Origin of the sequence: Protofrankia sp. CiP1_Cm_nod2 (genome assembly GCF_920664355.1) — a bacterium.
Lineage (GTDB): Bacteria > Actinomycetota > Actinomycetes > Frankiales > Frankiaceae > Protofrankia.
Genome location: NZ_CAKKTL010000066.1, coordinates 18,890 through 19,689 on the forward strand (window position 1 = coordinate 18,890; position 800 = coordinate 19,689).

The window sequence follows — 800 nt, forward strand, 5'->3', positions numbered from 1 at the left end:
CCAAGCCGTCAGCGCGTGGATCGGGCATGCTCCGCGGCCATCTCGGCCAGGACGTCATCAAGCGGCGTGGACGTCACGCCCAAGGTCTTCACCGCCGACGACGCGTCGAGGATGTTGGGACGGTCGTACAGGTACAGCATCTCGGGAACCTCCGCCACGACAGGGTCGGTGCGCCCGATGTCCTGGAGTTCCCGCAGGGTCATGCGCTGGAGCCGGGGGGTGGGCACACCGGCCGCCTCGGCGAGGCGGCCCGCCAGCTCGCGCACCGCGGCCTGCGACGTGGACGGCACGTGCCAGACCCGCCCCCAGGACTCGTCATGACCGGCGGCGGCGATGAGCGTGCGCGCCACGTCACCGGTGTAGGACCAGCTGTGCGGCGCGTCGAGGTCGCCCGGATACGAGGCAGGCACACCGGCCAGCACCTGCGCCCCCACCATCAGGGTGAACGGCGAGTAGGCGCCGGCGCCGAGGTAGTCGTTGGCGCGGACCTCGGTCACGCGTACCCGGCCCGCGTCGTGAGCGGCGCGGGCGTCGTGCCACATCCGCGCCCGGACACGGCCCTTCTCGCTGGTTGGCGCCATGGGCAGGTCCTCGGTGGCGGGACCGTCGAGCGGCCCGTAACCGTAGGTGTTGCCGAGCATGACGTAGTCCGTACCGGCGCGTTCCACCGCCGCCAGCAGCGCGGCGGCCAGGGGCGGGAACAGGGCAGGCCACTGGTCGTACGGCGGCATGGCGCAGTTGAACAGCACAGCCGCTCCGGTGGCCAGCTCGACAAGCCGGGCGGTGTCGGTGGCGTCGGC

General features: G+C 72.5%; 1 protein-coding gene. It reads right to left on the minus strand.

All coding sequences use genetic code 11. The features are described from left to right. Positions 1–8: 8 nt before the first annotated feature. A partial coding sequence (locus tag NBW84_RS09855) for an NAD-dependent epimerase/dehydratase family protein (RefSeq protein ID WP_250283841.1) occupies positions 9–800 on the minus strand: 792 nt, incomplete at its 5' end.